The 23,678-nt window shown below is 36.2% G+C and carries 21 protein-coding genes and 1 tRNA gene; 4 read left to right on the forward strand and 18 right to left on the reverse strand.

What is annotated here, in order from left to right:
• The first annotated feature begins 253 nt into the window (after positions 1-253).
• Positions 254-721: a hypothetical protein gene (locus ACK1JC_RS12140; RefSeq protein ID WP_409512132.1), complete on the forward strand. Its 468-nt coding sequence runs from the start codon at positions 254-256 to the stop codon at positions 719-721.
• 76 nt (positions 722-797) lie between these two features.
• On the opposite strand, the gene gltP is transcribed toward ACK1JC_RS12140, so the two are convergent.
• The 5 genes from gltP to ACK1JC_RS12165 all read right to left on the reverse strand — a co-directional run bounded on the left by gltP (position 798) and on the right by ACK1JC_RS12165 (position 7,352).
• Positions 798-2,087: a glutamate/aspartate:proton symporter GltP gene (gene gltP, locus ACK1JC_RS12145; RefSeq protein ID WP_409512133.1), complete on the reverse strand. Its 1,290-nt coding sequence runs from the start codon at positions 2,085-2,087 to the stop codon at positions 798-800.
• Between the two features lie 274 nt (positions 2,088-2,361).
• Positions 2,362-3,504 carry an ABC transporter permease gene (locus tag ACK1JC_RS12150; RefSeq protein ID WP_409512134.1) on the reverse strand — a complete coding sequence of 381 codons (1,143 nt, stop codon included), beginning with the start codon at positions 3,502-3,504 and terminating at the stop codon, positions 2,362-2,364.
• Positions 3,494-4,636 carry an ABC transporter permease gene (locus tag ACK1JC_RS12155; RefSeq protein WP_409512135.1) on the reverse strand — a complete coding sequence of 381 codons (1,143 nt, stop codon included), beginning with the start codon at positions 4,634-4,636 and terminating at the stop codon, positions 3,494-3,496. Before ACK1JC_RS12155 ends, ACK1JC_RS12150 begins: the two co-directional genes overlap by 11 nt.
• 33 nt (positions 4,637-4,669) lie before the next feature.
• On the reverse strand, positions 4,670-5,839 hold the full coding sequence (locus ACK1JC_RS12160; protein WP_409512136.1) for an HlyD family secretion protein: 1,170 nt from the start codon (positions 5,837-5,839) through the stop codon (positions 4,670-4,672).
• Between the two features lie 13 nt (positions 5,840-5,852).
• Positions 5,853-7,352 carry a TolC family protein gene (locus ACK1JC_RS12165; protein ID WP_409512137.1) on the reverse strand — a complete coding sequence of 500 codons (1,500 nt, stop codon included), beginning with the start codon at positions 7,350-7,352 and terminating at the stop codon, positions 5,853-5,855.
• 212 nt (positions 7,353-7,564) lie between these two features.
• On the opposite strand from ACK1JC_RS12165, the gene ACK1JC_RS12170 reads away from it, so the two are divergent.
• Positions 7,565-7,975 carry an SRPBCC domain-containing protein gene (locus ACK1JC_RS12170; RefSeq protein WP_409512138.1) on the forward strand — a complete coding sequence of 137 codons (411 nt, stop codon included), beginning with the start codon at positions 7,565-7,567 and terminating at the stop codon, positions 7,973-7,975.
• Between the two features lie 242 nt (positions 7,976-8,217).
• Positions 8,218-9,297, forward strand: coding sequence for a 3-phosphoserine/phosphohydroxythreonine transaminase (gene serC, locus ACK1JC_RS12175; protein WP_409512139.1), 1,080 nt, complete (start codon positions 8,218-8,220; stop codon positions 9,295-9,297).
• 766 nt (positions 9,298-10,063) lie between these two features.
• On the opposite strand, the gene ACK1JC_RS12180 is transcribed toward serC, so the two are convergent.
• The 4 genes from ACK1JC_RS12180 to pyrC form a co-directional block, all read right to left on the reverse strand.
• Positions 10,064-10,999: a hypothetical protein gene (locus ACK1JC_RS12180; RefSeq protein ID WP_409512140.1), complete on the reverse strand. Its 936-nt coding sequence runs from the start codon at positions 10,997-10,999 to the stop codon at positions 10,064-10,066.
• 218 nt (positions 11,000-11,217) lie between these two features.
• Positions 11,218-11,293: transfer RNA gene (locus tag ACK1JC_RS12185), tRNA-Glu, on the reverse strand.
• Between the two features lie 20 nt (positions 11,294-11,313).
• Positions 11,314-11,973 (reverse strand): ribonuclease T, encoded by a 660-nt coding sequence (gene rnt, locus ACK1JC_RS12190; protein WP_409512141.1) that lies wholly within the window; start codon positions 11,971-11,973, stop codon positions 11,314-11,316.
• Entirely contained in the window at positions 11,958-12,992 is a 1,035-nt protein-coding gene (gene pyrC / locus ACK1JC_RS12195) for a dihydroorotase (protein WP_409512177.1), read from the reverse strand. Before pyrC ends, rnt begins: the two co-directional genes overlap by 16 nt.
• A 601-nt stretch (positions 12,993-13,593) precedes the next feature.
• Here pyrC and ACK1JC_RS12200 point away from each other — a divergent pair.
• Positions 13,594-14,604, forward strand: coding sequence for a L,D-transpeptidase (locus ACK1JC_RS12200; protein ID WP_409512178.1), 1,011 nt, complete (start codon positions 13,594-13,596; stop codon positions 14,602-14,604).
• A 360-nt stretch (positions 14,605-14,964) separates the two neighbouring features.
• Here the strand turns inward: ACK1JC_RS12200 and argG are convergent, their stop codons facing one another.
• The 9 genes from argG to lipA form a co-directional block, all read right to left on the reverse strand.
• Positions 14,965-16,305 carry an argininosuccinate synthase gene (argG, locus tag ACK1JC_RS12205; protein ID WP_409512142.1) on the reverse strand — a complete coding sequence of 447 codons (1,341 nt, stop codon included), beginning with the start codon at positions 16,303-16,305 and terminating at the stop codon, positions 14,965-14,967.
• Between the two features lie 256 nt (positions 16,306-16,561).
• Positions 16,562-16,915 carry a hypothetical protein gene (locus ACK1JC_RS12210; RefSeq protein ID WP_409512143.1) on the reverse strand — a complete coding sequence of 118 codons (354 nt, stop codon included), beginning with the start codon at positions 16,913-16,915 and terminating at the stop codon, positions 16,562-16,564.
• Between the two features lie 358 nt (positions 16,916-17,273).
• Positions 17,274-17,789 (reverse strand): tetratricopeptide repeat protein, encoded by a 516-nt coding sequence (locus ACK1JC_RS12215; RefSeq protein ID WP_409512144.1) that lies wholly within the window; start codon positions 17,787-17,789, stop codon positions 17,274-17,276.
• A gap of 122 nt (positions 17,790-17,911) precedes the next feature.
• A complete protein-coding gene (locus ACK1JC_RS12220) occupies positions 17,912-18,265 on the reverse strand; it encodes a DUF3325 domain-containing protein (protein WP_409512145.1) in 354 nt (117 codons plus the stop codon).
• On the reverse strand, positions 18,262-19,974 hold the full coding sequence (locus tag ACK1JC_RS12225) for a PepSY-associated TM helix domain-containing protein (RefSeq protein WP_409512146.1): 1,713 nt from the start codon (positions 19,972-19,974) through the stop codon (positions 18,262-18,264). The genes ACK1JC_RS12220 and ACK1JC_RS12225 overlap by 4 nt, the downstream gene beginning before the upstream one ends.
• Before the next feature lies 1 nt (position 19,975).
• Positions 19,976-20,314 (reverse strand): hypothetical protein, encoded by a 339-nt coding sequence (locus tag ACK1JC_RS12230; protein WP_409512147.1) that lies wholly within the window; start codon positions 20,312-20,314, stop codon positions 19,976-19,978.
• A gap of 220 nt (positions 20,315-20,534) precedes the next feature.
• Positions 20,535-21,785: an acetamidase/formamidase family protein gene (locus tag ACK1JC_RS12235; protein ID WP_409512148.1), complete on the reverse strand. Its 1,251-nt coding sequence runs from the start codon at positions 21,783-21,785 to the stop codon at positions 20,535-20,537.
• Positions 21,786-22,059: 274 nt separating this feature from the next.
• Positions 22,060-22,446, reverse strand: a complete 387-nt coding sequence (locus ACK1JC_RS12240) for a carboxymuconolactone decarboxylase family protein (RefSeq protein ID WP_409512149.1) — start codon at positions 22,444-22,446, stop codon at positions 22,060-22,062.
• A 196-nt stretch (positions 22,447-22,642) separates the two neighbouring features.
• A complete protein-coding gene (lipA, locus tag ACK1JC_RS12245; protein ID WP_409512150.1) occupies positions 22,643-23,656 on the reverse strand; it encodes a lipoyl synthase in 1,014 nt (337 codons plus the stop codon).
• Positions 23,657-23,678: the final 22 nt, after the last annotated feature.

A 23,678-nucleotide genomic window follows, 5' to 3' on the forward strand; every position in this document is an offset into this window, starting at 1 on the left:
GCTATAAGTATAATTATTCTGATAACATCATGATTTTTGTGGTGACTTTCTTAGGATCGTGGTGGCAATAATATTGTTGGTATTTGGATGCAAGAGCTGCATAATTGAATATTAGCAATGTGAATGATGGGTAACGGAGTACAAATTATTTAAATTTATAGGTTTTGCTATTTGTACTATGAGTTGGTATTTAAACTTAATTATTTTGTTAAATTGTGAGATAAAGAATATATTAACTTAAATGGGGCGAAGAATGATGATCAAAAATAAGATGAAAAGTACTGTTTTAATTTTAAGTCTGATATTCCCATTGTCTGCATGTGAAAAAGTAAAAGAAACTATTTTAGATAAAATTGAGGAAAAAATGCCCGACTTAGAGGCTTCAGAGCAACAAAATACAAAAGCAAAAATATTGTTTCAAGCTTTGATTGATCATGATCAGGCTAAAATTCTGAGTTTGAGCGAGCAAGATATTAGAGATGAGTTGACTAAAAATCCTCAAATCTTACAAACAGTTTTTGATGCTTTACCTGATTATGTTGCAGATAATCCTGAACTTGTATTGACTGCTAAATCTATTGAAACAACGTATGGTAAAGTGACAAAAATTGGTTATAAATATATTTATCCCAATCAAACGATTATATTTTCTGTGGTGTTCGATGGGCATGATGGTGGTGATAAAATTGTGGGGTTTTGGGTGCAAGAAGTAGAAAAATAAAGTGATTTGAAAAATAGGTATCGATATAAAATGGAAGCCGAAGCTCCCATTTTATATAAGAAAAAATGTTTAAATGTTAGTGAGTGGCATCAAAATTATAATTTTTTTGCTTTTCACTATCAAATTGACCTTCCCATTTACTAATCACAAGAACAGCCAAAGCATTACCAATTACGTTCAATACAGTACGTGCCATATCTAAGATACGGTCAATACCTGCAATAAATGCTAAGCCTTCAAGTGGAATACCAACACTACCTAGGGTTGCAAGTAGAACCACGAAAGAAACCCCTGGTACGCCTGCAATCCCTTTAGAAGTGATCATGAGTGTGAGCACAAGTACAACTTGCTGTGTAATGGTTAAATCGATACCGTAAAGCTGTGCAATAAAGATTGCTGCAATACTTTGGTAAAGTGTTGAACCATCAAGATTAAACGAATAACCAATTGGAACAACAAAGCTCGTGATCGATTTTGGAGCGCCATAGGCTTCCATTTTTTCCATCATACGAGGTAAAACAGTTTCAGAACTTGCAGTTGAATAGGCTAAAATTAATTCATCTTTTAAGATTTTGATAATCGTCCAAATGCTGAATCCACAGAATTTAGCCACAAAACCAAGTACAATAAAGATAAAGAAGAAGATTGCACCATAAACCAATAAAGCAAGTTTCACGAGTGGAACCAATGAGCTAAAACCGAAGTTCGCAACAGTCGCAGCGATCAAACCAAATACACCAATCGGTGCAAAAAGCATAATCATGTGCGTCACTTTAAACATGGTTTCAGAGATCGCTTTTAAAACATCAATGAGCGGTTGTTTTGTTTCTTTAGCAAGTGATCCAAGACCAATACCGAATATCACGGCAAAGAAAATAATTGGCAACATATGCCCATCATTCATTGCAGAGAAAATATTAGATGGAATCAAAGACAAAACAGTGTTAACTAAACCATGTGCATGCTGACTAACTTCTTGTGTGGTTTGCTGATATTGGGAGATATCAGAAGTTGTCAGTTGTGACATATCAATGCCAGCGCCTGGCTTGAAAATGTTTGCAGCAAAAAGACCGACAATAATAGCAATTGTGGTAATGATTTCGAAGTAAACAATGGTTTTAAAACCGAGCTTTCCTATACTTTTACTGTCACCTGCATTAGCAATACCCAAAATTAACATGGATAAAACCAACGGGATCACAATCATTTTGATCAGATTAATGAAAATCTTACCCAAAGGTTGTAGGAAGTTATGGACGATGTCGTCACGGATTTCAGGTTGGTTATGTAAAACAGCACCAACCAAAATACCTAAAAAGAGCGCAATAACGATTTGCCATGCTAGGCTAATTTTCAGTTTATTCATACTGAGCCCTTAAAAAATCAGATTTTGGCGAAAAAAAAATTAAATGATCAAAACGCGAAATCGCCAATTCCAAGCATGAATATGGGTATGCTAGAAGGAGGGAGAGCGTGATTGTTGAGCGCATTTCTCAGAAGCGTTTATTTTGCATCTATTTTTATCTGCTCGACTAATTATTTCTGATTGAATGTATTTTGATTGGGTGAAATTAATACAGTTTAATTTAATTATCCAATCAATTAATTTAGTTTAATTTAATATATAGATGTAAGTTGGCTTATTTATGTATTTTTTTTATGAATACTCCAAGGCGATACCAAGATAAACTTAATAAAATTAATGAGATAAATAGTAAATAAATTAATTTAGGTAATATCAATTGAGTTGATACCCCCATTTGGTTAAGTTGTACAAACAAGTTGATACCCTGAGTGGATGGTAGTAATTGAGAAAACATTTGCATCCATTCAGGCATGGCTTGTAAGGGCCAAGCCGTTCCTGATAATAAAAATAAAGGTACAGAGCTAAAGACAATGAGATGTCCTGCACGTTCAGAAGTATCTAAATAACTTGCAATGAAGAAGGCAAGCCCAATGACTGCACTAATAAAAATAGGTACAGCGCAAAGCATTCCAAAGAAATTTCCACCTCTAGGATAATCATTTAGCCAAAAAGTGAAACCAAAAAGATAGAGACAGCCCAAAGTCCCAATAGTAAGAGCCACTAAATAAATAGCTAAAAATTCAGCACGAGAAGCACGCCATTGTTTTTCACGGTATCCACCAATCAGCATACATAAACCGAGTAATACTGTTTGGTGAATAATGAGTGGTGCTACAGCGGGGAATATATAACTACCATAACCAGATAAAGTATTGAAAAGTGGGATTTGGTGAATAGGTAGGGCAGGTGAAAAATGTGTAACTTGTGCAAAACGAGAAAGATATTCAGCAATAGTATTTTCTACGGCTGTTGCTATGCCTAAGCCGATTTGTTTGGTTTTTAAAAAATTAGCACCGCTTAGGTAAAGTCCAATTCCTCCAGTTTCTCCTCTAATGAGGCTTTCTGAAAGGTGTTCTGGAAGAAGTAATATTCCATCAGCTTTTTGTGTTTGTACCAGATATTTAGCTTCTTCAAAATTATGACTAATATCAATTATGGCTACATTTGGACTATTACTGATTGCTGTAATGAGTTGGGTTGTGAGTACACTTTGCTCTTCATCAACAATTACGATAGGCAATTGTTCTGCGGTCTGTGATTTATAGGCAATTGGATAAAAAAAACTATAGAAAATTACAGATAGAATCATCGTGGTTAAAATTGAAAAATTACCCGCAATATTCTTAAAGGTCTGAATATAGTCTTGCCCAACTTGCTTCCAAAAAGTGATGATTTTTATGAATTGCTCATTTTTCATTGACTGCTCCCCAAATAATTTTTTTGAGTAGGGTGCCAGATATTGCTAAATAAAAAATACAATATAACGTGAGAATGAATAAAGGAGTAAGTGAAGTAGTTGGTGGGCTACCAATGACCCATTGTTCAGTTTGTAATTTTGCATAAGGTGTATAAGGGATAATGTTTGACCAAAATTTAGTGAAAAGTGGTGCATTATTTAAAGGTAAAGTAACACCTGCAAAGCTCAGAGAAGAGCCACCATATACAGCAAGAAAACCAAAAGTTTTTGAAAGATTCTTTGTAGCAAGAACAACAGTCACACTAATTAATGCATAAGCGAGATAAAATAAAAACTGAGCAAATAAAATAAGACTCAGTGACCCTGCGACTGTCCAGCCTCGAATAACAATTAACCAAAACATCCATAACCATGTCCAAAAGCAAAAAATAATCACATAAACGAAGCTTTTGGCAAAAATGGCTTGAAGTACTGTTGTTGAATCTCTCCATTGTTGAGTGGTATTTAGTTTGAGTTCTTGCCCAACTGAAAAGGCAATACAACAACATAATAATAAATGTAAAACCGCAGGAATTACGAATGGTTCAAGATAAAGTTCATAATTTAAATTCGGGTTGAAAAGAGGGGAAATTTTGATATGTGCTGTATCAATATCAATATCGATATAAGGTATTTCATTTACAAAATAATTATTTTTTAAAAAATCAGTAGAAGCTTGAACTGTGGACAATAACATTGCTGAAGAAATAGTATTGCCAATGCTAAAATAGGACTGGTTATAGACAATACTAATTTGTGCATCCTCTCCTTTGACTAAGCGTTGTTCAGCACCCTCAGGAATCATTACATAACCCCAGATTCGGGTCTGATTTAAATTTTTCTCTACCTCTGTTTGATCTTCAGAAATCTGTTGTACGTGCAATGTTGTATTTAGTTTAAGATACTTTTCAATCGTATGACTCAGTTCGCTATGATCTTGATTAATAATAGCAATAGGTACATGTTCAGCTTTACCTGAATAAAACATACTACAAAACAGAATAATAATGCATAACGGCGCTAGACTCACCATGCATAAATCCCATTTATGCGTGAGTAAATATCTAATTTCACGTTTGATGGTGCTGAGCATGAATAATTATCCAGTCATTGACTCGCCTAAAATTTATTCTGCTTGTGCAGAACCTTGTTTTAACTTGAAGATGACACTCATTCCAACTTTTAAATTTTCAGCTTCTTTAGGTGGGGTCAGATGAATTTTAAAGCTACGAATATCATAACCACCACTTTGACGCGTGGTTTTAATTGTGGCGAACTCACCCTCGGCATCAATGTTTTTAATTTGAAATCTGAAATTCTGGTTTAAAGCAGGAACATAACCTTCAAGAGATTTTGCTTGGTAAACTTGACTATACTGATCCTCACGAATATTTAAGCTCACCCATTTTTCATCTTTAATAATACTGACAATAGGAACGCCAATTGCGACGAGTTCTGTCGGTTTTCCATAAGTTTTAGAAACAATACCTTGAATAGGGGAAAATAAGCGTGTTTCTGATTCGAGTGCATTGGCTTCTGCTACAGCAGCTTTGGCAATTTCTACTTGTGCATCTGCTCCCGACTTTTGCTGTTCTGTACTACCACGCTTAGCACGTAAATATTGTTGCCGAGAAGCTTCGGATAGTTCTTTTGCAGACTGTGCAGCTGCAAACATTTCATCACGACGCTGTCTAGAAATGACGCCTTGAGTATAAAGATTCTGACCTCGTTGATAGGTTGTCTGAGCAAGGTTTTCTTGAGCTTTTAGGCTTTGCCAATTTGCATAAAGCGTATCAATATTTTCTTGTTGTGAACCCCGCTCAACAGTAGATTGCAGGGCTAAAGCCGATTGTAAAGTTGCTAATGCTTGCTGTTTTTTTGTCTCAATTTCTGGACTGCTTAATGTAACGAGTAATTGTCCTTTTTCAATGGCTTGTCCATCATGTACAAAAATTTCTTCAATTCGGCTGGGAATTTTTGTGCTGACATGTAACGTCTCGGCTTCTACACGTCCTTGTACATCAATAATTTGCGGTTGATAGCTTTTCCATAAACCAAATGCAATAAAACCCAGAGCAACAAGGATAAGAATACAAAGTAATAATATTTTATATTTAGAGGGTTTTTCTGCATGAGTATTTTGAATGGGCAGATCAGTTGATACATTTTCAACATCAGTTTCTAGGTTGTGATGCAATTGATCTGTTGCCGAGTGTGATGTGCTTGGATCAACTGTAGTACTTTGTTCATCTACAGATTCATTCGGCGGTGTCTGTGTATTAGGATCTTGAGTCATTCAACATACTCCATTAACGAATATAATCAGTATTAGATTGATGAATATAATTTTGAAATTGTTCTAAACTACCATGGCTTTGAAGTAACGTCGCGAGTGACATAATGTATTTATAGGAATTGAGTGCTTTTTCTGCTTTCAATATACTGAGTTGATTTTGAGCATCAATAACTTGTGTAGCAGTTCCCATTTCTTCTTTAAAAGAAAGTTGTTGAATTCTTAAGTTTTCCATTACAGCAGGTTCATTATTTTGTAGAAGCTGATTATTTTGTTGTGCTGAATGTAGTTCACTATAAGATTTATAAATAATATTTTCAATTTCCTGTTGAGTGCGTGCAGTGAGTAGTTCTGTTGCTTGTTTTTGCAGTTGAGCGGCTTGCACATTTTTATTTTTATCTAGACCTGAAAATAAGTTATATCTTGCAGCAACACCAACAATCCAATTTTGATCTGAGTCTAAACTGTATTCACCAAATGCGAATAACGTTGGTTTCTTACTCGCACTTTGTAGTTTGATATTTTCATTCGCGAGTTGAGTATCCGTTTGTAGTTTTTTAACTAAGCTTGAGCTTTCAGAATAACTAGCCAAAAGTTGTTGTACAGATTGGCTTTGTTCGCGATTAACAAAAAGTGGCGTAGTTAATTTTTCGATGGATGATTGGTTGAGTAGGTTTTTCAGATGAAATTGACTCGATTGTAAATTGGAAAAGGCATTTTGATTGACACGTTGGGCATTGTTACGAGCAACCTCAAATTGCATACGCTGTCCTTTGCTAATAAATCCTGCTTGTTCTAGTTTTAGAGCATTATCATAATGCTTTTGCATGGACGTTAAGTTGAATTGGCTTGAAGCGAAAAGTTGTTGTTGTAATTGGACATTGAAATAAGCTTGAATCATTTCAAATCGTTGTATATCTTGCTGCTGTTTACTATTTAACTCACTGCGTTCAGCATTTAAATGGGCGATATTTTTGGTAGCGGTCGTAACACCACCTGTATAAAGCGGCATCATGACAGAAATAGTTGGGCGTATCACTTCATCTTCTAAAATTACATTGGCTTTATCTGGAATTAAACCCACACCATTTTGTATTCCTTGTGTCAGACCTTGTTTTAAAGGGTCTACAATTGTTGATGGAATATTATTTTGTGATTGCCAGTGGTCAATATGATCATTTACACCTTGAGAGAGTGATTGCTCTAGATTGTTTTTTACACTATTTAGCGGAATATCAGTTTCAGTGTGAAATTTATAAGCACGGACATTGAGGTCAACTCTAGGTAAACCAATATTTTTGACCGCTTCTGCTTGAAGTTTTGTTGCTTGATTTAAAGCTATATTTGCTTGAGTAGTATATGAGTGTTCAATAAAATATTGTTCTGCTTGGACATAGCTAAGCGACTCAGCATAAGTTAGTTGACTGAGAGTGGCTCCTGTAAAGCAAAGAAGCAAAAATTTCAGACGTGTTTGTACTTTTTGGTTATACATATTTTGCGTCGTTTTGAAAAACATAATCTTTCACATCTGACTTCATTTAAACTTATTCTAACCCTGAATGACTAGAATAAGTAATCTAAATCAATCTCTTAAAGTGTTTCGTTTTGTAGTTTACATGCGTTTGTTAAAAATCTAATGTATGTATAGTCGATATACACTTTTGTTCATGTACTTTTAAAGTTTTATCGTTAAGATAAATTGAACATAATTCTATCAGGAAAATAAAAATGGCAAAAATTACAGTTGAATCTTTAATTAACGCGCCCATTGATCTTGTTTGGAATACTTATAACAATCCTCAAGATATTCAAGAATGGAATACAGCTTCACCTGAATGGCATACGGTCAATTCAGTCAATGATCTAAGAGTTGGTGGGCAATTTTCAAATCGTATGGAAGCTAAAGATGGCAGTATGGGTTTTGATTTTGCAGGAATATATACTGAAATTATCCCCCATGAGAAAATTGCCTATTCATTTGGTGAGCGTAATGCAGAGATTATTTTTCAGCAAAAAGATCAGGCCGTTTTAGTACAAATCAGTTTTGACCCTGAACATGAATATCCACTTGAGCAACAGCAAGCAGGGTGGCAGGCAATTTTAGATAATTTTGTGAAGTATGTAGAAAGTAAAAAGTAAAGAGAGTGGTGCATTGTTGAATTTTTTAAGTATGCAGAAAATTATTGCTCTAAAAAGCTGAAGACGCTTTCAGGGAGTGATTTAACACCAAGTAGGCAGATGTAGTTAAATTTTCTTATTGAAATATCAATTCTAAATCTTTAAACACATTGAAAGTTTGACTGACAAAGCTACTGCAAGAAAAGCCAAATTGTGGTTAAATGCGCCTATTTCATTCGTTTCACTTTAAAAAGGGAAAAATCATGCGCGCGTACAATTTTTGTGCTGGTCCTGCTGCATTACCTACTGCCGTTTTAGAAAAAGCTCAGTCAGAGTTATTAGATTGGCGTGGTAAAGGCTTATCCATCATGGAAATGAGCCATCGTAGTGCAGACTATGTTGCTGTCGCTGAAAAAGCCGAGGCTGATTTACGTAAGTTGATGAATATTCCTGAGAATTATAAAGTTCTGTTCTTACAGGGCGGCGCATCGCTACAATTTTCTGCAATTCCACTTAATTTATTGGGCAAGAATAATAAAGCAGATTATATCCATACGGGTATCTGGTCAGAAAAAGCGACTCAAGAAGCACAGCGCTATGGTGAGATCAATATTATTGAAGCGGGTACAAGCATTAACGGAAAGTTGGCTATTTCGGATCAAAGCCAATGGAACTTGTCAAATGATGCTGCCTACGTACATTACGCCGATAATGAAACGATTGGTGGTATTCAATTTGCTAATATCCCTGTAACTGACAAACCATTGGTTTCAGACTTGTCTTCAAGTATTTTATCTGCACCGATTGATGTCTCTAAATTTGGTCTGATTTATGCGGGTGCGCAGAAAAATATCGGTCCTGCTGGATTAACATTAGTCATTGTACGTGATGATTTGCTTGATCAAGCGAAACCTGAAATTCCAAGTTTGTTGAAATATAGTTCACAAGCGAAAAATGAATCTATGGTAAATACACCTGCAACTTATGCATGGTATTTATCAGGTTTAGTATTTGAATGGTTACTTGAGCAAGGTGGTGTGGACGCAATGCATCAAGTGAACTTGGCAAAATCACAATTATTGTATGGTTATATCGATTCTAGTGATTTCTATGCAAATCCGATTGCAACACCAAACCGTTCAATTATGAATGTACCATTTACATTGGCAAATGCTGATTTAGATAAGTTATTCTTGAAAGAAGCGGAAGAAAATCATTTACTCAATCTTGCTGGGCACCGTTCAGTCGGTGGTATGCGTGCAAGTATTTATAATGCTGTACCACTTGAAGGTGTGCAAGCATTAGTTAACTTTATGGATGATTTTACTAAGCGAAATGGCTAAGTCAGTCTAATTGAAAATGCATTAAAAAACCCTCTTTATGAGGGTTTTTTAATGCAAAATCGAGTGATTAGTGAAGTGATGGAAAAATACCAAGATAATTAAATATCATTGCAGTAAGAAACATCCCTAAAATAAAAAAGCAGAAACCACCCCTATCAATACGTAGCACAAATGTACGAGGGGAATGTATTAAATCGGTCGTTTGTTCTGATGTGATTTTCATTGCTAAGCCTGGATTTTGAAATTATTGTTCAATCCTGTGTTGTCACATTTTTAACATATTTCTTTGATCAATTAAAGTACAAACTTAAATAAATAACAATAATTTAAATATTTTATTAAACGGCATTAAATATATGAGGAGTATCTTGAATTGAGAATCTAATTTTTTAGACAAAAGATTTGGGTGATTTATATACAGTAATATTTCTAAGTTACTGATTAAACTATTTTAAGATCTTATTCATTATGAATTATTGATATTTTTACTATTTTTATTTTTTAATATGTAGCTAATTATATGCTCAATAAAAATAAATAAGTGATAACAATCAGCAGAATTTTTTAAGTTAAAGAATCAAATTTATCATCTATTTTATAATCATAATGGGCAGGTGTTTCTGCTTTGATTGAAAGAGATCATTATTTAAGAGGGAAATATGCCATTATGTTCGGTGAGAATAAACATTCAAAATTCTGATTAAAAAGAGGATAAAAAATGGTATTTTATCCTCTTTCTTATTTATATCACTCAAAATTTGGCTGTTTAGGCTTTGGCTTCTGCATAGATATTCGCTTGAATCCAAAGATTGCCACGAATATATTGTCCAATTTCAAAATCTTTAAAAGCTGGGTTTTGTGTGGCAATACGAATTAGTGTTGCAGGCTGATCTTCTTCTAAAATTAGTGTGACATCATAGAGTGTAAATTCAGATTGTTGAAATTCAGTCTGTGTTTTGCCGACAATTTTGCCTTGGAACCATGCTTCATCTTCCTGCCCAAGGGTTTCGCCATACAAATAAGCCACCATTTTGGAAAAATCGACAGTGACGGGTGCTTTATCATCTTCAGATTTTGGCTCCCATGCATCAATAAGTTCTTGCAAATTGGCAGGTGCAACCCCGTTATTTTCTGACAAAATTTCATTTAAAGCACGATGATGTTTAATTGAAGCTGGATCATCGACAATGATTTGCTCATGATCAGATACTTTTTCCAATTCATAAGCAAAAGCATTGAGTTGAACTTTATAGGTTTGATTTTTTTTATAATTGGCATGATTGACACTATATAAGCTGTCAAAAGCATACACTGTACTATTGGCATTGAGCTTGAGGCTTAAAACAGCTTGCGTATTTGATTTGCAGGTAATAATGCGTTCAATCTCTGCATGCATCGTATAAGGGCTTTCAAAAAATGGGAATGCTGTTTTAACCGCTTTCGGTTTCCCATCTTCAACGGCAATCACTTGTGCAATTTGAATGGTTTGCTGCTGTGGCCCTTGAATGAGCCAAATGGCTTGATCCATATCGCATTCTTGTGAGCAGATGCCCATAGGCATAACAGGGGAATTGAGAGCTTCACCCATCCACTTAGGTACATCAGTTGAGGGGTGTTCTGTTAGCAGCGACCAGTGTTCTACATGGCTGCCAAAATTCTGATCTTCAATGATTATAATTTCAGGGCTGTTGTGATTATTCATGTGCACAGAGTCAATTGGGTGAACTTACATTATTAAATCGTGGGTGTTTGGTTTTTTTCAAGTGTAAATGTAAAAATTAAGCCATATAGGCTAATATTTATATATGGTTTGTTGATTAATTGAACATTACATAAAAAAAGTCGTCCAAAATCTATTCTAAGATAAGTAGAAAAAATAATAAGATAAGAGAGGTGATATTTTTACAGCGAAAAAATAGATGGCGTCCCTACGGGGATTCGAACCCCGGTTACCGCCGTGAAAGGGCGATGTCCTAGGCCTCTAGACGATAGGGACGTTTAGAAGATGACGGTATCTTAGTGATCCGTCATCAAGGTGTCAAGTAAGTGAGGTGCGAGTTTGTTCAAAATATAGCAAAACAGTTCAGCAGTCTTTTGAGTATCGTATAAAGCAGAGTGTGCTTCTTTACCATCGAACTCAATTCCAGCTTGAATGCATGATTTTGCGAGTACCGTTTGTCCAAACATCACAGCACTTAAGGTCACAGTATCAAAAACAGAAAAGCTATGAAAAGGATTCTGATTTTTAGTGCCTGTACGTGCAATTGCGGCTTTGACAAAGCCGAGGTCGAAATGAGCGTTATGACCAACAAGTACGGCATGCGTACAGTGTTGCTGTTTACGAACTTCATTGACGGCTTTGAACATGCGTTTAAGCGCTGTTTTTTCGTCTTCTGCCATTGCCATGCGCATCGGGTTAAATGGATCGACACCAATAAAATCAAGCGATCTACGATCTAGATTTGCACCTTCAAATGGATTGATATGTGCATGATGTGCTTGACCTGGAACAAATTTTCCTTCTGCATCATAAACAATAGGAATGCATGCAATTTCTAGCAATGCATCCGTATCAGAATTAAAACCTGCAGTTTCAACATCAACAACGACGGGTAAAAAACCACGGAAGCGTTGACCAATTACAGGTTGTATTTCAGTTGTCACACCTTTCTCCAATGGATGGTTTTTCCTGCATAGAGCGGGATAATTTTTTCACCATCCAAGTAGTCTAAACTTTCAGGAATTACCTGATCTTCTTTCACGAGGGTAATTGTACTCGTATTTCGTGGCAAACCATAGAAGTCTGCACCAAAGTGACTTGCAAAGCCTTCTAAACGCTCAATACGACCCATTTGATCAAATGCTTGTGCATAAAGCTCAATCGCGGTTGGTGCGCTGTAGCAACCTGCACAACCACAGGCATTTTCTTTAGCATCTTTAGAATGTGGCGCGCTGTCAGTGCCTAAGAAAAATTTAGGATTACCACTGGTTGCCACTTCAAGCAAAGTTTGCTGATGTGTTTGGCGTTTTAAAATAGGTAAACAGTAAAAATGAGGTTTTACGCCACCAACCAACATATCATTACGGTTAAATAATAAATGCTGTGGGGTAATGGTTGCTGCAACATTACGATCTTGCTCAAGAACGAAGTTTGCTGCTTCACTTGTGGTGATGTGTTCAAGTACCAATTTTAATTTCGGAAATTGTCTTAAAAGTGGGGCAAGTACTTCATCGATAAAACGTTTTTCACGGTCAAAAATATCGACATGATTATGTGTGACTTCACCATGTAATAACAATGGAACTTGATGCTCTTCAAGTTGCTCAATGACGCTATATACTTTACGAATATCGCTCACGCCATTGTCTGAATTCGTGGTTGCACCGGCAGGGTATAATTTAATTGCATTTACAAATGCAGACTCTTTGATTTTTTTGACTTCATCAGGTGTTGTGTGGTCTGTAAAATACAACACCATACGTGGGTCAAAGTGAACGCCTTCAGGGACATGCGCCATGATTCGTTCACGATAGGCATTTGCTTCTTCAACAGTTTTTACAGGAGGAACTGTATTTGGCATACAGATAGCACGGGAGAATTGACGCGCTAAGTCAGGAACAGTACGTTGCAAAGCAAGTCCATCACGGAGGTGAGCATGCCAGTCATCTGGCTGAAGCAGAGTAATCGTGTTCAAGGCAATTATTACATCAAAAAATAAAATAGATAATAATCGATTCAACACAAAAAGATAACCGCAATTTGTATTATTCGAGCCGTTTTTTTAATTTTAACCAACTGTTTTATTATGGATAATGCTTCTAATATTTATTTAGATATAAAGTATTTTATGGTTGGAAAAATTTCATATTAAAGTACGAATAATATTTGTAAAATCAATGAAATTCAGGCAGATTGAGCAAAATGTGAGTTTTATAGGATAAAAACCACTAATTATCTAAAATAATATTAAAAAAGTGTGAAATTATTCATGTTTGTGACTATAATTTTGTCAAAGGACAAGGAATGTTCTCTTGTTTAATATAAATAGCCAGCTGAAATAATATCAGCCTATTCATGTGTTTTGGTATTTGAAATGCTGAATTTCTATGTTTGAGGAAAATCATCTTCTGTATAGGTGAGACAGATTTTTGAAGTCATATTGAATAAATTGTGAATGTAGGTATTTAATTTTTTAAAATTTAATTTAAGAGATACGTATTCTTTTAAATCATTAGAGAAGTTTTATGGGTATTTTTGAGTCAAAGATTAAACGATTAACAATGTGCATTATTTTTATGGCATTGCCTGTACATTCTTTTGCAAGTGTGAAAAATGAAGTAACGAAAACAGTTGTGCAAAGTATAACAACACAAAGTGCTGAAAAAGTTGCTCCGCCTGTTGCAAAGGTCAATTGGACGTTAGAGAGTATAAATAACGCTACTTGGGGTAATTTGGGGCGTGGTCAATTTCCAACCTATGCACGTGCACAAGTAATGTTGAATAATTTACATGCTTCACCTGGTGCAATCGATGCAAAAAGCGGTAAGAATTTTCTAAAAGCACTTTCAGCTTATCAGCAGATGAATGGTTTTCCTGTAACGGGCGAGTTAACTAAACAAACATGGGATAGTTTAGTTTCAAAACAAAAGACTGCGGCGTATGGAACATACACGATTACAGCACAGGATTTGAAAGGCCCTTATGCGAAAAGTATTCCACGTAATTATGCATTACAAGCCAAAATGCCAGGTTTGTATTACACCCGTGTCACCGAAATGTTAGGTGAAAAATTTCATATTGATGAAGAGTTTTTACGTCATTTAAACCCGAAAGTAAGTTTTAAAACTGTCGGTGAAAAAATTATTGTCCCGAATGTACGCAATGATTTACCTGCCGATGTGAGCCTCATTGTTGCGCATAAAGGGGCAAGACAACTTTATTTATTTAATACTCAAAACCATTTGATCGCATCATTTCCAGCGACCATTGGTGGATCAGATACGCCATCGCCAAAAGGAACGCATAAAGTCGTAAAAGTTGCACCGAATCCTTATTATGGTTATTCGCCGAAAAACTTTGTGCAAGGTGGCAATAAAAAACCGCTGACTTTACCACCGGGACCAAATGGACCTGTTGGAAATATTTGGATTGCACTGAGCAAACCCTCTTTTGGTATTCATGGTACTCCCAATCCATCATTAATTTCAAAAACAGCATCGCATGGTTGTATTCGCTTGACCAATTGGGATGCAAATGATCTTGGTCGTAAAGTACAGTCGGGCGTTGTGGTTAAATTTCTTGAGTAATTCATATGTAAAGGCATCTTCTGTTGCGGCACCCTTGATATGGTGGAACATACTTGTTTTTAAAAGATTTTAAAATAATTGGAAATATCTGATACAGAATCCTAAATGAGTCATATTTATTTTTGATATTTAAAAAAAACAGCACCAGAATTATGAGGGTGTTTTAAATCAGATTCTCATCTTGATTAGAACGATCAGTCTGAGTTACTTGTATTTTGGAAAAATAAGTTAGTCAAAGGTTATGGAGTGCACGAGTTTGATGATGTGGCTTAATTAATTTTTAACGTATTATTATAAAAATGAGACATCAAAAAACCGCCATTTTGGCGGTTTTTTGTTTAATCAATTAGATTAAATGTATTAGTTTTTATCTTTAAGTTGTGGTACAGCAGAACCTGAACCAACAGCCAATAGACCAGTATTTGTATAAATACCTAATTTTGCACGAGTATCTGTAATATCCAAGTTGCGCATAGTCAATTGACCAATACGATCCATAGGAGAGAACATAGAATCGCCTTTTTCCATCGTCAAACGCTCAGCTTCATAAGTAAGGTTTTCAGACTCAGTGTTCATAATCGTATAGTCATTACCACGACGAAGTTCTAAAGTCACAGTACCAGAGATTGCTTTTGCAACCCAACGCTGTGCAGTTTCACGAAGCATAAGCGCTTGAGAATCGAACCAACGACCTTGATAAAGTAGGCGACCTAAACGTAAACCGTTGATACGGTATTGTTCAATAGTATCTTCGTTATGAATACCTGTTACAAGACGTTCATAAGCAATATGAAGAAGCGCCATACCTGGAGCTTCATAAATACCACGAGATTTTGCTTCGATGATACGGTTTTCGATTTGATCCGACATACCTAGACCATGACGGCCACCAATACGGTTGGCTTCAAGAATGAATTCAACTGGATCTTCAATGCGTTTGCCATTTAATGCAACAGGGAAGCCTTCTTCGAAAGTGATTGAAACTTCTTCAGCTTCAATTTTTACATCTTCTTTCCAAAATGCAACGCCCATGATTGGATCAACGATTTTGATACCAGCATCGAGGTATTCTAGATCTTTTGCTTCATGTGTTGCACCCAACATGTTTGAATCTGTTGAGTAGGCTTTTTCTTTTGACATTTTATAGTCAAAGCCATTATCGATAAGGAATTGTGACATTTCCGCACGACCGCCAAGCTCATCAATAAAGGTCTGGTCTAACCAAGGCTTATAGATTTTAAGCGCAGGGTTGGTCAATAAACCGTAACGGTAGAAACGCTCAATATCGTTACCTTTATAAGTAGAACCGTCACCCCAAATGTTAACGTCATCTTCTTTCATTGCAGTTACAAGCATAGTACCTGTAACAGCACGACCCAATGGAGTCGTATTGAAATAAGGTACGCCACCTGTAGAGATGTGGAATGCGCCACATTGAATTGCAGCAATACCTTCTAATGCAAGTTGTAAACGGCAATCGACTAAACGTGCAAGAACAGCACCATAAGCCTCTGCTTTACGTGGAATTGCATCATAGTCATCTTCATCAGGTTGACCTAAATTTGCTGTATAAGCATAAGGTTCTGCGCCTTTTTGTTTCATCCACAATAAAGCTGCTGAAGTATCTAGACCACCAGAAAAGGCGATACCGACTTTTTTGCCTACTGGTACATTCTGCAAAATCGTTGCATTATCAGTCATTGCTAATCCTAACTATTTCGAAATAGGCACCACACATGGGAGCCGGAGAGAATTTTATATATTCGGTATTGTAGCACTTTTAAAAGTAGATGTTTTCTTAAAAAGCTAGCGAAAACTTAAAAAATGATATTTTTGACGACCGATAAAAACGATAAATCGTGTTTTTTTGATAGCTCATCGGAGAATCTAAGATATAAAAAAACCACCGAGGCGGGTAAGGCGCTTGAACAATTTATTTTTTTAAAAATGCTATGTTTTAACTCAGTAGTTGAATATCAACATCGTAGCGTTTGAATTCGGCGATTATTGTTTCTACAATTTTCAGCATCATGTCGTGTTGGAATTTAATTGTATGAAATTGCTGATTATGACTATTAAAAAAAGCTGCATTTTCAACATGCCATATGTTTTCATCGTTTGATTGATAGATTTCAATAGAGCGTGGTTGAATACTATCTGAGAGTTGAATAGGCAATACTGAGCGAATGCTTAATCGGATGGGTTGAGTTGTATTTTGTTCGACTGAATTTAAAAAAGTGATCACCCAATTGCCGACTTTTTTCAGGTACATAGGGTTGTCAAAAGTATCAAATTGAAGAGACAAAGACATAGCTTTCAGATGAGTAAAAGAGGTATAGAGATAGATATAAAGTGTTCTTTGTCTCTTGTGGATACATCCAAAGTCGCAAAAGATTTTTAGGTAAATCAAACTTGATTTAGAATAAAATTGTAAGATTTTGAATTTTAATTAATTTTTACTTTATGATTGATTTGATCATGCGTTCTTTAAGTTTTTAAAACGCTAAAAACCAATAAAATTACTCTAAATTTGGCAGCATATTTTAGAAAGTCAGTTAGGGATATTTACATCAGGATCAACTTTTTTACGATTTTAAATCAGCCTTTTGTCTCACGGTAGTGCTTTGAGATAGATTTGGAGAGAGAAGGCTGATTGTATTAGGCAGAATTTATTGCAGATCAGCTTGTTGAGCTTGGTCTGCCCAAAAATCAGCTTTTTCATCATCAATATCGACACCTAAACCATGTTCATAAATCGCAACAAGATCACGCATGGCTTGCACTTCACCGAGTTTTGCAGCTTGTTCGAGCATTTCGATTGATTTAGCAATGTCTTTTTCAACCACATCACCACGACGGTAAAAATTGGCTAGCTCAAAAATTGCAGCAGGGTGTTGCTGTTTGACCGCTTGCTCTAGCCAGCGATGTGCATGTTCAAAATAAGTTTTTGCTTCAGCAGGATCTTCTTCTAATAGATCTTTGGCATAGGCTGTATAGCCTTCGCCTAACCAATACATTGCCTCAACATGTCCCAATTGTGCAGCTTTTAGTGCCCATTCTTCAGCTAATTCTATGTGGTCATCATTTTCACTTTGCATATAAATTTCTGCGAGTTCAAATTGAGCTTCACGGTTGCCCGCCATTGCACGGTTATAAAGCTCGGGAGAAATTGGAAGATCAGACATAATAAAATCACAACAATAGAATCGCTATAGCGTAATGCTTTGTATAAAAAAAGCCAATCCGAAGATTGGCTTTAATGCGTAAAAATAAAAATACTTAAAATTTAAGTATTAAAGTTTAAGTATTAAAATAAGGCTGAAATCAGGCAAGCATTGGCGAGTAGAAGGGTAAATAAGCCAATTTTTTTACAAAACTGAGGGTAATAACTCAAACACAAACCACTAAAGAGCGCTGCAAAAGTGAGAGTCCCAATCCAATAACTGATATACGTACTCCAATGTCCTTGTGTCGTACATAAGACAAGGGTAAGAATAAGTAAGACCCAACCTGCAATTTTAAAAATACGAGTATGTAATGGTTTGAGTTCATGGCCAAAAATCTGTTTTTGATGTTTAGACATGCTTGCAGCAATAGAAAGTAAGCCTGCACTATTGATCGACCAAATAAATAGAAACCAAATGAAAGTTGAGTCAATCATGCTGTTCTACTCTCCTGAGTTTGGCGAGTGGGAGCTTTTACTTTTTTTGGTAGTCCTTGATGCTTTTTGACTTTATAAAAGCTAAATGCAAATAATATTGCCAATAATAAACACATCAAATCAAAAGTCGCAATCATCCATTGTTCATGAGCAATGCTGTTCCATAAAGCCTGACCACCTGTCATAACGTTAATTATTGGTAATAATAGGTAGGCAAGTGTTGCCAGTCCCAATAACTCCAACCAAGCCTGACGATGCGGTCGTAACATGGCATAAATGAGAGTAAGTAACCAAACGATAAAGAAAGTGCGAATTTCCCAATTGAGACGTAGTTCTAAATCGGCAGGAATAAAGCGATTCGCATAAAAATAGGCAGAACACGCAATCGGTAAACCAATAATGGCTGCAATATTAGTGACTTCAACTACGCGATAGCCAAACGATTTATAACCTTGTTTTTGTTGTTGTGGTGCGCGTTTTACACACCATAAGATGAGTCCTGTTGCAATCATTAATGTCCCCAGAATACCTGAGAAAAATAATAACCAACGTAATGCCAAGTCTACACCACGTGCTTCATGAAGTACTGTAATGACATTGTATATACCTGTTGGAATAGATGGATTTTTCAGTTGAGCATCATCATTGGAGATATCTTTACCTGTCACACCATTGTATTTTAAGCTTGCATACACATTACGATGAGCCACACTTTCGCCGTGTAAAGCACGTAGTTCAATCGTGGCTTTATTCGTGTTGGGTGCAACAATATTAATCGATGCAATTGGATTATTTCTCCACTTTGCTTGTGTTGCAGAAATAATGGGTTCTAGTGCTGTTAAAGGTGCAGATTGCTTTTGTTGTTGACCTTTTCCACGCCTTTCACCTCGACCTTGCTGATTTTCATTGTCAGAACGCATGTTCTGAGCATTTTGTGCACGATCAGACGGTGCTTTATTTGAACCTTGTTGAATTAGCCCGGCACGTTGATCTTTTAAAAAGTCTTGGCGACTCTCATAAACTTGATTCACCCCCCAAGGCATAAGTGTAAACATTAGTAATAATAAACCACTTAAGGTGATCATTAAGTGGAAGGGAAGTGCAAATACTGCTGTGGCATTGTGTGCATCGAGCCATGAACGTTGCCCTTTGCCTGAGCGGAAAGTAAAGAAATCTTTAAAGATTTTTTTATGTGTGATGATACCACTGACAATAGCGACTAACATCAGCATGGTTGCAAGACCAACAATCCAGCGTGCCCAAATACGAGGCAACCCATATAATTCAAAGTGGAAGCGATATAAAAAATTTCCACCACGAGTATCACGTGTATCAATTTCAGTACCTGTTGCACTGTCAATTGTCACTCGTTCACCGCCACGCCTTGCTTGTAAGTCTTCACCTTGTTTTCGAATATTTAGTTCAGTTGTGGTTTGACGATGATTTGGAAGTTGAATAGACCAACTGCCAGCATCTGGATAGTTTTTTTGCAAAAAAGCTAAAGCCACTTCTGTTTGCTTAACTTGGGATGTGTCTGGTACAGATTGATGTGTTTCTGGTTTCATCCAAACAGAGATTTCAGATTGGAAAAAACTCAACGTCCCTGTCAGGAAAATTGCATAGAGTAACCAACCTAAAATTAGACTTGCCCATGTATGTAGCCATGACATTGATTGGCGCGGTCCTTCAACTTTGTCATCTATCCGCATATTAGTTCCCTACAAATATCGTTGTTGCCCATAAAATAAGCGCAGGGAGAACAATGCCTAAAGTTGCTTTTAGTGTTTTTTTCACCATAAACACCCAAATAAATGCAGCACAATAAATACAAAAAGCGAGTAAGGTTGCACTAAGTACAGCATCGGCACGCTGTTCTGCAAATATTTTTGCAATGACGATTGCAGAATAACTTGCTAAGGCGTAACCACCGACAATAGCGAGTAGAAAACGATAACTGATCATTAGACGATAAGTCAGTAATGGGGAAAGATACTTAAAGCGATCTGTATTAAGTACTGTACCTGCATTTAATTCGGGCTGGCTTTGCATAATGCTATGTAAATTTGTGTAAGTATTAAGGCAAATGATAACAATTATCTTTTAGATTTTAAATAGCACATTGATGTTATTAGAAAAGTAATCAAAAAATATTTAAACATATAGTCTTAAGATTCTGAAAAAAATGAACTTTAAATATTAGAATATAAAGAGTGGGATACAACATAACCAAAAACAAGTGATGTTGTATCTTACAATCTGGATATCGTAATTATTTTAAGATGGATGACTCATTTGCAAACTCTTTAAAATCAGCTTTTCTAATTTTTGCATGAATTCCTTTTGTTTTATCAACAACTTGTGAAACCTCAAAATCAGTGGCAGCGCTGAGGTAAGCATAGGCGATTGCTTCATCAATACCATATTCTTGATTTAAGAAACGGATTGCTTCGCGTGTTGATTTTTTCATGGCTTCATCTAAGTCTTCATCTAAACCAGGTGTGATCCAAAATTCAGCATTTTCTGCCAAAGGTTGTTTAATCTCTTTACCTGGAATTTTATCTTTTCCTGCTTTTAATAAAGTGAATTTAAGCGTTGCACGGGCTGAGGCTTCTAATGCAGTCAATGCAACTTCACCATCACCTTGAGCAAAATGACTATCACCCGTATAAAATAATGCACCTTTGACTTGAATTGGATAATAGGCTGTTGAACCTGCACCGAGTTCATTTATATCAATATTACCACCATACATTGCAGGTGGAACTGAGTGAACTGGTTCAGATGTGTTTGCAGCTACCCCCATGATCCCCATAAATGGATACAGCGGAAACCGAATGGCTTTACCATTTTCAGTTTTTAAAACCCCTTCATATTCACCTTGGGTATTTTTTTCAATCGGTGTAAAAATTGAGACATTACCGAAACGTTCAGGATGTTCAGCGGATGCATTTGCTTGTTGCACTTGTTTCGGAAATTCACCAACTAAAGCTCCTTTGCCGTGCCGGTTGGAAATAACACCATAGGGAACACGTGGTTCTACTTTAATGACTTCTACTTTTAAAATATCACCAGGTTCAGCGCCCGTAATTGCAAGAGGGCCAGTGACAATATGTGGGCCATCTTTGTGAAAGTCATGTTTAAGATCCGATGCAGTAATTTTTTGAGCATCGCTGAGAATTTGCTCAGAATTTACGCCCTTTGATTTAAAATATTTTTCTACATTTCGCCCTTGGTCTTCAAGCAATCCCTCATGTGAAATGGTATCAAAGGTCACCGTGCTACCCGACGCGACAGTCAGTACTGGTTTTGCATCACGGTTGGGTAAATATCCCCATTGAATTGTTTTGAGTGTAGAAGGAACATAATAATTTCCTTTATATTCACCATCTTTTAATAAGGTCGGCTGATCAGTAATTTGATTTAAAACTTTAAAATTATCATGAGTGACATTTTTAGCGTGTGTAACTGATAAACAGAGTAAAGATAAAATTGAAGCTGAAAAGAGTTTAATTTGAGACATAAAAAAGAACCTGTAAAAAAAGTAAATACACTGAGCGGTAATCTTTTTAAGCAATCCTTATGCCAAGATAAATTTTTTTTGAATATTATTTAAAAATAACTCAATGAATTTGTATGGTTAATTTTTAAAAAGGTATTTTATATTTTTAATTGAGTGCCTGTTGTTATAAGGCGTATAGTTGAATTGTTCAGTATTTTAATTCAAAAAATCAGCTATTAAAAAAAGGAAGTAAATAAAGTTTTACTTCCTCGTAAATTTAAAAATAATAACTATTTTATTTAGTTTTTTGATATTCATTAATTACTTCAAGTGCAGCTCGAAAAGCTTCTTGTGTTGCAGGTGCACCACAATACGGCAGGCTGTGTAGCAACACTTCCTGAATTTCTTCAACGGTTGCGCCATTATTTAAAGCACCACGAACATGACCTTTCAGCTCAGTTGGACTTTTTTGCGCAGTTAAGAACGCGATAGTTATGAGTGAGCGATATTTACGAGGAAGTATACTTTCACGTTGCCAAGTTGAACCCCACGCATGCTCATTAATCCAATCTTGTAAAGGTTGTGTGAATGGAACGGTATTATCTTGTGCACGTTTCACAAAACTTTCACCCATGACTTCAGTGCGGACTTTTAAACCATTTTCATAATCTTGTTGTGACATTATTTTTTGCTCATTGGAAAATGCTCTAAGCATAAAACGATCATCATTCAAATCCATTGGCGAATGGTCGTACATTTTTAGACGGTACAGTACATAATTTCAATTATATTTATTTGGAAAAATAGATTTAAAAAGTAAGAAAAAAGCCCTCAACAGGTGAGGGCTTTTTTCTTCAATGTTTGAGGCTTATTGACAATTAAGCTTCAATCGTTTGTACCGCAATTTTTTTAGCAGGATCAACTTTACGACGTACCGCAGGAACAGGTTCACCATAATATTGACGATCTGCAAAGTAACTTGAACGTACCATTGGTGCAGCCCAAATATTACGAAAACCAAGTTTTTGACCATGAGCGGTATAACGCTCAAATTCTTCAGGTGTGACAAAACGATCGATTGGCGCATGTTCTTTCGATGGCTGTAAATATTGACCAATAGTCACATAATCTACGCCGTGTGCATGTAAATCATCCAATAAAGAAATGACTTCTTCTTCAGTTTCACCAATACCGACCATCAAACCGCACTTGGTTGGCACATCAGGGCAGTATTCTTTAAACATTTTTAACAAAGTTAAAGAGTGCTGATAGTCTGAACCTGGACGCATGGCTTTATACAAACGAGGTACAGTTTCAATGTTGTGGTTAAACACATCAGGCGGGCATTCCGTCATGATACGTAAAGCTACATCCATACGACCACGGAAGTCAGGTACCAAAATTTCAAGTAAAGTTTTTGGACTTAAGCTACGAGCTTCTTTAATACAGTCAACGAAATGCTGCGCACCACCATCAAGTAGATCATCACGGTCTACAGAAGTAATGACCGCATATTTCAAACCTAAATTTGAAATGGTTTCGGCCATGTGACGTGGTTCATCTGCATCTAAAGCATTTGGGCGACCATGTGCCACATCGCAGAATGGACAACGACGCGTACAGATATCGCCCATAATCATAAAGGTTGCAGTACCACCACCAAAACATTCAGGAAGGTTCGGGCAAGCTGCTTCTTCACAAACGGTATGAAGTTTTTGCGCGCGCAGTGTTGTTTTAATGCGTTGAACTTCATCAGGCGCAGCCATTTTGACACGAATCCAATCGGGCTTTCGAGGCGTTTCAACCGTTGGAATAACTTTTACAGGTATACGGGAAACTTTTTCGGCACCACGCAGTTTGACACCCTGTTCAGGTCTACGGTTCTCTGACATATTCAACTTTTCCACTGTTTTT

Origin of the sequence: Acinetobacter sp. TY2 (assembly GCF_046269225.1) — a bacterium.
Classification (GTDB): domain Bacteria; phylum Pseudomonadota; class Gammaproteobacteria; order Pseudomonadales; family Moraxellaceae; genus Acinetobacter.

Coding starts and splice junctions, on each gene's coding strand:
- ACK1JC_RS12140 (WP_409512132.1), top strand. CDS start 254: ATGATGATCAAAAATAAGATGAAAAGTACTGTTTTAATTTTAAGTCTG.
- gltP (WP_409512133.1), bottom strand. CDS start 2,087: ATGAATAAACTGAAAATTAGCCTAGCATGGCAAATCGTTATTGCGCTC.
- ACK1JC_RS12150 (WP_409512134.1), bottom strand. CDS start 3,504: ATGAAAAATGAGCAATTCATAAAAATCATCACTTTTTGGAAGCAAGTT.
- ACK1JC_RS12155 (WP_409512135.1), bottom strand. CDS start 4,636: ATGCTCAGCACCATCAAACGTGAAATTAGATATTTACTCACGCATAAA.
- ACK1JC_RS12160 (WP_409512136.1), bottom strand. CDS start 5,839: ATGACTCAAGATCCTAATACACAGACACCGCCGAATGAATCTGTAGAT.
- ACK1JC_RS12165 (WP_409512137.1), bottom strand. CDS start 7,352: ATGTTTTTCAAAACGACGCAAAATATGTATAACCAAAAAGTACAAACA.
- ACK1JC_RS12170 (WP_409512138.1), top strand. CDS start 7,565: ATGGCAAAAATTACAGTTGAATCTTTAATTAACGCGCCCATTGATCTT.
- serC (WP_409512139.1), top strand. CDS start 8,218: ATGCGCGCGTACAATTTTTGTGCTGGTCCTGCTGCATTACCTACTGCC.
- ACK1JC_RS12180 (WP_409512140.1), bottom strand. CDS start 10,999: ATGAATAATCACAACAGCCCTGAAATTATAATCATTGAAGATCAGAAT.
- ACK1JC_RS12200 (WP_409512178.1), top strand. CDS start 13,594: ATGGCATTGCCTGTACATTCTTTTGCAAGTGTGAAAAATGAAGTAACG.
- argG (WP_409512142.1), bottom strand. CDS start 16,305: ATGACTGATAATGCAACGATTTTGCAGAATGTACCAGTAGGCAAAAAA.
- ACK1JC_RS12210 (WP_409512143.1), bottom strand. CDS start 16,915: ATGTCTTTGTCTCTTCAATTTGATACTTTTGACAACCCTATGTACCTG.
- ACK1JC_RS12215 (WP_409512144.1), bottom strand. CDS start 17,789: ATGTCTGATCTTCCAATTTCTCCCGAGCTTTATAACCGTGCAATGGCG.
- ACK1JC_RS12220 (WP_409512145.1), bottom strand. CDS start 18,265: ATGATTGACTCAACTTTCATTTGGTTTCTATTTATTTGGTCGATCAAT.
- ACK1JC_RS12225 (WP_409512146.1), bottom strand. CDS start 19,974: ATGCGGATAGATGACAAAGTTGAAGGACCGCGCCAATCAATGTCATGG.
- ACK1JC_RS12230 (WP_409512147.1), bottom strand. CDS start 20,314: ATGCAAAGCCAGCCCGAATTAAATGCAGGTACAGTACTTAATACAGAT.
- ACK1JC_RS12235 (WP_409512148.1), bottom strand. CDS start 21,785: ATGTCTCAAATTAAACTCTTTTCAGCTTCAATTTTATCTTTACTCTGT.
- ACK1JC_RS12240 (WP_409512149.1), bottom strand. CDS start 22,446: ATGTCACAACAAGATTATGAAAATGGTTTAAAAGTCCGCACTGAAGTC.
- lipA (WP_409512150.1), bottom strand. CDS start 23,656: ATGTCAGAGAACCGTAGACCTGAACAGGGTGTCAAACTGCGTGGTGCC.